Annotated in this window: 7 protein-coding genes; 6 read left to right on the plus strand and 1 reads right to left on the minus strand. The window is 60.4% G+C overall.

The annotated features are described in order from the left end of the window. Positions 1-78 precede the first annotated feature (78 nt). Entirely contained in the window at positions 79-1,029 is a 951-nt protein-coding gene (locus ACSFE6_RS29875; protein ID WP_435430974.1) for a DUF1853 family protein, read from the minus strand. 133 nt (positions 1,030-1,162) lie between these two features. On the opposite strand from ACSFE6_RS29875, the gene ACSFE6_RS29880 reads away from it, so the two are divergent. The 6 genes from ACSFE6_RS29880 to pepN are packed head-to-tail and all read left to right on the plus strand — an operon-like array spanning position 1,163 to position 7,680. Next, positions 1,163-2,053, plus strand: coding sequence for an NAD(+) kinase (locus ACSFE6_RS29880; protein ID WP_034146463.1), 891 nt, complete (start codon positions 1,163-1,165; stop codon positions 2,051-2,053). Beyond that, positions 2,053-3,024, plus strand: coding sequence for a metallophosphoesterase (locus tag ACSFE6_RS29885; protein WP_435430975.1), 972 nt, complete (start codon positions 2,053-2,055; stop codon positions 3,022-3,024). Before ACSFE6_RS29880 ends, ACSFE6_RS29885 begins: the two co-directional genes overlap by 1 nt. Then, on the plus strand, positions 3,021-3,890 hold the full coding sequence (locus ACSFE6_RS29890) for a rhomboid family intramembrane serine protease (protein WP_435430976.1): 870 nt from the start codon (positions 3,021-3,023) through the stop codon (positions 3,888-3,890). The genes ACSFE6_RS29885 and ACSFE6_RS29890 overlap by 4 nt, the downstream gene beginning before the upstream one ends. A 34-nt stretch (positions 3,891-3,924) precedes the next feature. Continuing rightward, entirely contained in the window at positions 3,925-4,185 is a 261-nt protein-coding gene (locus ACSFE6_RS29895) for a YeaC family protein (RefSeq protein WP_095194932.1), read from the plus strand. Continuing rightward, the gene (locus ACSFE6_RS29900) at positions 4,182-5,012 is read left to right on the plus strand and encodes a DUF2797 domain-containing protein (RefSeq protein ID WP_435430977.1); all 831 of its coding nucleotides are present in this window, start codon (positions 4,182-4,184) and stop codon (positions 5,010-5,012) included. The genes ACSFE6_RS29895 and ACSFE6_RS29900 overlap by 4 nt, the downstream gene beginning before the upstream one ends. Before the next feature lie 10 nt (positions 5,013-5,022). Continuing rightward, complete coding sequence (pepN, locus tag ACSFE6_RS29905) at positions 5,023-7,680, plus strand: aminopeptidase N (protein ID WP_435430978.1); 2,658 nt, start codon at positions 5,023-5,025, stop codon at positions 7,678-7,680. The last annotated feature ends 525 nt before the right edge of the window (positions 7,681-8,205 follow it).

Genomic DNA, 8,205 nt, shown 5'->3' on the forward strand with positions numbered 1-8,205 from the left:
CGCTCCCACAGGGGAGCGCATTCCAATCGTGGGAGCGAGCCTGCTCGCGAAGGGGCCAATCCAGTCACCACAAAACATTCAACTCTGCCCCGGCACATTCGGCCAAAGATCCGCTACCAGAAATAACCGCTCGGCTTCTTCCCAATCGCCCTGGGCATTTTCCGTCAACCGCACCAGCAATTGTGCCGGTGCCTCGGGTGATAAATCACTCAGCCACGCATTTAATTGGTCAGGACTCCAGGCCTGTCCGGCGGGGTAGTGCGCCGGTGCCAGCCAGGCGTGACGGGGCAGGAGTTGCCAGCGACCCGGAGGACTTTGCCCGATAAAGTCAGGCCAATCCTTTTGATGCAACCAGCGACCGCGCAGATGTTGTGGGTGCACACCGCTCGGAGACGCTGCTTGCCCCGGCCACGGATACAGCAAATAGCCACCCAGCCACAAATGCGCGCTGAAATGCCGGATATCCAGCGCCGCCAGGACTTCGCGGCTTTCAGGGCGCGCAGAAATCGGCAGTTGATGCTGACTCAGATGCGCCAGTTTACGGTCCAGCCGATCATGGCAACCGGGGCCGAGCCATTGTGCAGTGTCGTGTCCATCGCCATTCTGCGGGCCGAGATAAAGCTTGATCGCCAACTCCAGGTGATGCACGCCGTCGCGATCGCGCAGCAACAGGTCCAGTTCGCCCAAGGTATGGCCTTCGCGGCGTATCGGCATGTTGGCGGCAATCAATTCGATACCGGGCGCATGTTCGACAGCAAATTGCCAGAGGCGCTCGTAGTACAGGCCCAGGCGCCGGGTGCGCGCCTGGGACAGCCAATGCAGCAGTCCGTAGCTGTCCTGATCCAATCGCCGCAGCCAGTGTTCCAGCCGTTCGGGTGCCTGGACCCAGTCGCTGCCGGCCAGGGGATGGCGTTGTGGCCACGGCGTGTCGACCAGCATTGGCGGGGCGAGGATGACCCACGCCAGGTCGCGCACCTCGGGGTGGCGCAACTGGTGGGGCAACTGCAACAAATCTGGAAATAGGATCATCTTGCGAGCATAGCCTCTAACAGGAGTACATCCTTGTCGCTGAAAGGATTTTGTCTATCCCGAGCTTTCGCCCATAATCGTGCTTTTCGCCGTCGCAGGCCCCGCGTCCTGCCCCGAGTCCTGTAGGAGCCCCATGGAGCAATTTCGTAATATCGGCATCATCGGCCGCCTGGGCAGTTCACAGGTGCTGGATACCGTCCGCCGACTGAAACGGTTTCTGCTCGATCGTCACCTGCACGTGATCCTCGAAGACACCATCGCCGAAGTCCTGCCGGGCCACGGCCTGCAAACCTCGTCGCGCAAGATGCTCGGCGAAGTCTGTGACATGGTGATTGTGGTCGGTGGTGACGGCAGCCTGCTCGGCGCCGCCCGGGCGTTGGCCAAGCACAATATTCCGGTACTGGGCATCAACCGTGGCAGCCTGGGTTTCCTGACCGATATCCGTCCCGATGAACTGGAAGTCAAGGTCGCCGAAGTGCTCGACGGCCACTATTTGGTGGAAAACCGCTTCCTGCTGCAGGCCGAAGTCCGTCGCCATGCCGAGGCCATCGGTCAGGGCGATGCGCTGAACGATGTGGTGCTGCACCCCGGCAAATCCACGCGGATGATCGAATTCGAGTTGTACATCGATGGCCAGTTCGTCTGCAGCCAGAAGGCCGACGGCCTGATCGTCGCCACGCCTACCGGATCCACTGCCTATGCGCTGTCGGCCGGTGGCCCGATCATGCATCCCAAGCTCGACGCCATTGTAATTGTGCCGATGTACCCCCATACCTTGTCGGGTAGACCGATCGTGGTCGATGGCAACAGTGAGCTGAAAATCGTTGTGTCCAAGGATATGCAGATTTACCCGCAAGTCTCGTGTGACGGGCAGAACCACTTTACCTGTGCGCCCGGCGACACCATTACCGTCAGCAAAAAAGCCCAGAAGTTGCGGCTGATCCACCCGCTCGACCACAACTACTATGAAGTCTGCCGGACCAAGCTTGGTTGGGGCAGCAAGTTGGGTGGTGGAGGCGACTGATGCTCGATCCCGCGCGTAGCTACGACCTGATCGGTGACGTGCACGGTTGCGCTCTGACCCTTGAGCATTTGCTCGACCGGCTCGGTTACCACAAGCAAGGTGGCGTCTGGCGCCATGCCTCGCGCATGGCGGTGTTCGTCGGCGACATCATCGACCGCGGCCCGCGGATTCGCGAGGCGCTGCATATCGTTCACGACATGGTCGAGGCGGGCCAGGCGCTGTGCATCATGGGCAACCATGAGTTCAACGCCCTGGGCTGGGCCACGCCAGCGCTGCCCGGCAGTGGCAAGCAGTTTGTCCGTGAGCACACCCCGCGCCATGCCCGCTTGCTGCATGAAACCCTGACCCAGTTCGAACATCATCCCGGTGACTGGCATGATTTCCAGCAATGGTTCTATGAGCTGCCGCTGTTCGTCGATGCCGGGCGATTCCGGGTGGTCCACGCCTGCTGGGATGGTGGCCTGATCGAGCCACTGCGGGCACTGTTTCCCGACGGCTGCGTCGACGAGCACTTCCTTCAGGCCTCGGCCGAGTCGGGCAGTTTCGCTTGCACTGTGTTCGATCGGCTGTTGCGTGGCACCGACATGCGCTTGCCTGACGGCCTGACCATGACCAGTGGCGATGGCCTGGTGCGTTCGTTCTTCCGCACCAAATTCTGGGAAGACGACCCGCAGACTTACGGCGATATCGTGTTCCAGCCCGATGCATTGCCGGACCCGGTGGCACGAAAGCCACTGTCGTCCAGCGAAAAGAACAACCTGCTGCGCTATGGAATCGACGAGCCGTTGCTGTTTGTCGGCCACTATTGGCGCAGCGGAAAACCCGCGCCTATTCGTCCGAACCTGGCATGCCTGGATTACAGTGCCGTGCTCTACGGCAAACTGGTCGCCTATCGTCTGGATCAGGAAACGCGGCTCGATCCGCATAAATTCGTCTGGGTCGATGTCGAACGGCCAGAGGTGTTGCGATGAGTTCTGTGGCGGTATTGCGTCTGCCCCTGGCAGTGGACCTGAGCGGCTTCGTCAAGTTGTTGCAACGCATGCAGGTGCCGCATCGTGTCAGCGAAGAGGCGGGCGAGCAGGTGCTGTGGGTCCCGGACAACATCAGTGAAGACGTGCGCGCCCTATACGAGCGCTTTCCGGCGGGCGACCCCGATCAACAGCTGGATATACCGGTGACACAGACCGTCCGTCGACCGGGCTTCGTCGAGCAGGTTCGCTACGCCAAGGCCACCGCCGCCGTGCTGTTGCTGAGCATACTGGTCGGTGCGTTGACGCAGCTGGGTGACAACTTCAACACGATGCGCTGGCTGACTTTCCTCGATTTTCGCATCGTCGGCGAGTACATCCACTTCACGCCCCTGGCCGACAGCCTGGCGGCGGGGCAGTGGTGGCGGTTGGTCACGCCGATGCTGATCCATTTCGGCATCCTGCACCTGGCCATGAACGGCATGTGGTACTGGGAACTGGGACGGCGCATCGAGTCACGCCAGGGCAGTATCAACCTGATCGGCCTGACCTTGCTGTTCAGTCTGGCGTCCAACTACACCCAATTTCTTTTCAGCGGCCCGAGCCTGTTCGGTGGGCTGTCCGGCGTGTTGTACGGCCTGCTCGGACATTGCTGGATTTTTCAGCTATTGGCGCCGAACGCCGCTTATCGCCTGCCTCGCGGTGTGCTGGTGATGATGCTCGTCTGGTTGCTGCTGTGCCTGTCCGGACTGGTCTCGATGATCGGCTTCGGTGAAATCGCCAACGCGGCCCATGTCAGCGGGTTGCTCGTCGGATGCTTGACCGGTTTGTTGGGTGGTTTGTACAACCGCCGTAAACTGGCCGCCTGAAACAGTTTATGTAAATAGAGAACGCGGAGACCCAATGTCCTCTTTTAACGAAATGATCAAGAACATCACCCCGGACATCTACCAGAGCCTGAAACTGGCGGTGGAAATCGGGAAATGGTCCGACGGTGGCAAGCTCACCACCGAGCAACGCGAACTGTCGCTGCAAGCGATGATCGCCTGGGAGATCCAGAACCTGCCCGAAGAAGAGCGCACCGGTTACATGGGCCCGCAGGAATGTGCCTCGAAATCGATTGAAGTGCCGAATATCCTGTTCAAGTCGGATGCCATCCATTGATCGAGATTGGCCGCGGATCCATCAGTAAAATGTCGGCGCGCCTGGACGGGCCGAACGTGCAATACGCATTTCGTCTGGGTGACGTCGAGGTTCCGGTCAATCCGTTGATCGGCACTACAGTGCGCCTGGAATACCTGGGTGCGATCCATTGCATCCATTGCGGACGCAAGACCAAAACCAGTTTCAGCCAGGGTTACTGCTACCCGTGCATGACCAAGCTGGCCCAGTGTGACGTGTGCATCATGAGCCCGGAACGCTGCCATTACGACGCCGGCACCTGCCGGGAGCCGGAGTGGGGCGAGACGTTCTGCATGACCGATCACATCGTCTACCTGTCGAACTCATCCGGGGTCAAAGTCGGGATTACCCGCGCGACCCAGTTACCGACGCGCTGGATCGACCAGGGCGCCAGCCAGGCGTTGCCGATCATGCGCGTCGCGACCCGCCAGCAGTCGGGCTTCGTCGAGGACCTGTTCCGCAGTCAGGTCGCCGACAAGACCAACTGGCGTGCCTTGCTCAAGGGCGATGCGGTGTCGGTTAATCTGGCCGAGATTCGCGATCAGCTGTTCGACAGCTGCGCCGAAGGCCTGCAAACGTTGCAGGAGCGATTCGGCCTGCAGGCGATTCAGCCGGTTTCCAACGTCGAGCCGCTGGAAATCCGTTACCCGGTCGAGCAATACCCGGCCAAGATCGTCAGCTTCAACCTGGACAAGCAGCCCATTGCCGAAGGCACGTTGATGGGGATCAAGGGCCAGTACCTGATCTTCGACACCGGCGTGATCAACATTCGTAAATACACGGCCTACCAGCTCGCCGTGCATCAGTAAGGACTCCAGCATGCGCACCGAACAACCGAAGATGATCTACCTCAAGGACTATCAGGCGCCTGAGTACCTGATCGACGAAACTCACCTGACCTTCGAGTTGTTCGAGGACCACACCCTGGTCCATGCGCAACTGGTGATGCGCCGCAACCCCGAGCGTGGCCCGGGGCTGCCGCCGCTGGTGCTGGACGGCCAGCAACTGGACCTGCTGTCGGTGAGCCTGGACGACCGTGAACTGGGCACGGCCGATTACCAGTTGACCGAGAACCACCTGACGCTGCACCCGGCCAGCACCAGTTTCACGGTCGACACCAGCGTACGCATTCACCCGGAAACCAATACCGCGCTGGAAGGCCTGTACAAGTCCGGCACGATGTTCTGCACCCAGTGCGAGGCCGAAGGCTTTCGCAAGATCACCTATTACCTCGACCGCCCGGACGTGATGAGCACGTTCACCACGACGGTGGTGGCCGAGCAGCACAGCTATCCGGTACTGCTGTCCAACGGCAACCCTATCGCCAGCGGTCCCGGCGAAGACGGCCGTCATTGGGCGACCTGGGAAGACCCGTTCAAGAAGCCGGCGTACCTGTTCGCGCTGGTGGCCGGCGACCTGTGGTGCGTCGAAGACACCTTCACCACCATGACCGAGCGCACCGTGGCGCTGCGAATTTATGTCGAACCGGAAAACATCGACAAGTGCCAGCACGCCATGAACAGTCTGAAGAAGTCCATGCGTTGGGACGAAGAAGTCTACGGTCGCGAGTACGACCTGGACATCTTCATGATCGTTGCCGTGAATGACTTCAACATGGGCGCGATGGAGAACAAGGGCCTCAACATCTTCAACTCCAGCGCCGTGCTGGCCAAGGCTGAAACCGCCACCGACGCCGCGCACCAGCGGGTCGAGGCCATCGTGGCCCACGAATACTTCCACAACTGGTCGGGCAACCGCGTGACCTGTCGCGACTGGTTCCAGTTGTCGCTCAAGGAAGGCTTCACCGTGTTCCGCGATTCGCATTTCTCCGCCGACATGAACTCGGCCACGGTGAAACGCATCCAGGACGTCGCCTATCTGCGCACCCACCAGTTCGCCGAGGACGCCGGCCCGATGGCGCACGCGGTACGCCCGGACAGCTTCATCGAGATTTCCAATTTCTACACCCTGACCGTGTATGAAAAGGGCTCGGAAGTGGTCGGCATGATCCACACCTTGCTCGGCGCCGATGGCTTCCGCAAAGGCAGCGACCTGTACTTCGAACGCCACGACGGCCAGGCCGTGACCTGCGATGACTTCATCAAGGCCATGGAAGACGCCAACGGAGTCGACCTGACCCAGTTCAAGCGCTGGTACAGCCAGGCTGGTACGCCACGTCTGGTGGTCAGCGAGTCCTACGACGCAGCGGCGAAAACCTACAGCCTGACCTTCCGCCAGAGCTGCCCGCAGACCCCGGACAAGGTGGAAAAACTGCCGTTTGTGATCCCGGTCGAACTCGGCCTGTTGGACAGCAAGGGCGTCGAGATTGCTCTGCGTCTTGCCGGTGAAGCATCGGCACAAGGCACTTCACGGGTCATTTCCGTGACCGAAGCCGAGCAGACCTTCACCTTTATCGACGTCGCCGAACAACCGTTGCCTTCGTTGCTGCGTGGCTTCTCTGCGCCGGTGAAACTGAGCTTCCCGTACAACCGCGACCAGCTGATGTTCCTGATGCAGCACGACAGCGATGGCTTCAATCGCTGGGATGCCGGCCAGCAATTGTCGGTGCAGGTGCTTCAGGAGTTGATCGCGCAACAACAGAAGGGCGAAACGCTGGTACTGGATCAGCGCTTGGTGACAGCCTTGAGCACTGTGCTGGGTGATGAATCGCTGGATCAGGCCATGGTCGCCGAAATGCTGTCGCTACCGAGCGAAGCGTACCTGACGGAAATTAGCGACGTGGCGGATGTCGACGCCATTCACATCGCCCGCGAATTTGCCCGCAAGCAACTGGCTGACGCGTTGTTCGACGGGCTGTGGCTGCGTTATCAGGCCAACCGCGAGCTGTCCAAGCAAACGCCTTACGTGGCCGAGGCCGAGCATTTCGCTCGTCGTGCGTTGCAGAACATTGCCTTGTCGTACCTGATGCTCAGCGGCAAGCCAGAAGTATTGGCCGCGACGCTGGAGCAGTTCGACGCCTGCGACAACATGACCGAGCGTCTGACCGCGCTCGCGGTGCTCGTCAACTCGCCGTTCGAAGAGCAGAAGGCCAAGGCGCTGGCCAGCTTCGCAGCGCACTTCAGCGACAACCCGTTGGTCATGGATCAGTGGTTCAGCGTTCAGGCTGGCAGCACGTTGCCCGGTGGCCTGGAGCGGGTTCGTCAGTTGATGGAGCATCCGGCGTTCAACATCAAGAACCCGAACAAGGTGCGGGCGCTGATCGGCGCGTTTGCCGGGCAGAACCTGATCAACTTCCATGCGGCGGATGGTTCGGGGTATCGCTTTTTGGCGGATCTGGTCATTGAGTTGAACGGGTTCAATCCGCAGATTGCTTCTCGCCAATTGGCACCGCTGACTCGCTGGCGCAAGTATGACGTTGCGCGTCAGGCGTTGATGAAAGGCGAGCTGGAGCGGATTCGGGCTTCGGGGCAGTTGTCGAGTGATGTGTTTGAGGTGGTGAGCAAGAGCTTGGCTTGATCTCGGTGTTGAACTTGGCGGCCTTAGGGCCGACCAGGTTCATGTTGACTGAGTACATATCCGTTTCTTCGGTAGCGGCGGCTGGCGGTTTCGCCCTTACGGCGACTCACTTTTTTTTCAAACGCCAAAAAAAAGTAAGCAAAAAAAGGCTCGCCCCGGCGTCCGGCCCCTCGCTAAGGCTCGGGGTTCCTTCGCTCCGGCATTCAACCGGGGGCATCGCCCTCCGGTTGGCTTCGCTGGCACCTACATGCGATGTGTTCGACTACGTCGAACGGCGCTGCGCGCCAATCCCCGGATGAACGCCTCCACTCAGCCTGCCGAAGGGGCGGGTGGATCAAGATCAAAAGCTGAAGGCGAGCTAACGCTCGGCCTGATGAGTGGTGAAAAGCGGGTGTACACCCACCAGCTTTTGCTTTTCTGTGGGAGCGAGCCTGCTCGCGATGGTCGTCAACGATAACGGTGGCAGCCTGACACCCAACTGTGTTCTGTCCTTCCCCGCGAGCAGGGGCTCCCCTCCAGGTATCC

It is taken from the genome of Pseudomonas baetica (genome assembly GCF_051216495.1).
GTDB classification, from domain to species: Bacteria; Pseudomonadota; Gammaproteobacteria; order Pseudomonadales; family Pseudomonadaceae; genus Aquipseudomonas; species Aquipseudomonas baetica_B.

What these genes read in the sequence shown, in the direction of transcription:
- ACSFE6_RS29880 (WP_034146463.1), top strand. Translation starts at nt 1,163, where the DNA reads ATGGAGCAATTTCGTAATATCGGCATCATCGGCCGCCTGGGCAGTTCA.
- ACSFE6_RS29875 (WP_435430974.1), bottom strand. Translation starts at nt 1,029, where the DNA reads ATGATCCTATTTCCAGATTTGTTGCAGTTGCCCCACCAGTTGCGCCAC.
- ACSFE6_RS29890 (WP_435430976.1), top strand. Translation starts at nt 3,021, where the DNA reads ATGAGTTCTGTGGCGGTATTGCGTCTGCCCCTGGCAGTGGACCTGAGC.
- pepN (WP_435430978.1), top strand. Translation starts at nt 5,023, where the DNA reads ATGCGCACCGAACAACCGAAGATGATCTACCTCAAGGACTATCAGGCG.
- ACSFE6_RS29895 (WP_095194932.1), top strand. Translation starts at nt 3,925, where the DNA reads ATGTCCTCTTTTAACGAAATGATCAAGAACATCACCCCGGACATCTAC.
- ACSFE6_RS29885 (WP_435430975.1), top strand. Translation starts at nt 2,053, where the DNA reads ATGCTCGATCCCGCGCGTAGCTACGACCTGATCGGTGACGTGCACGGT.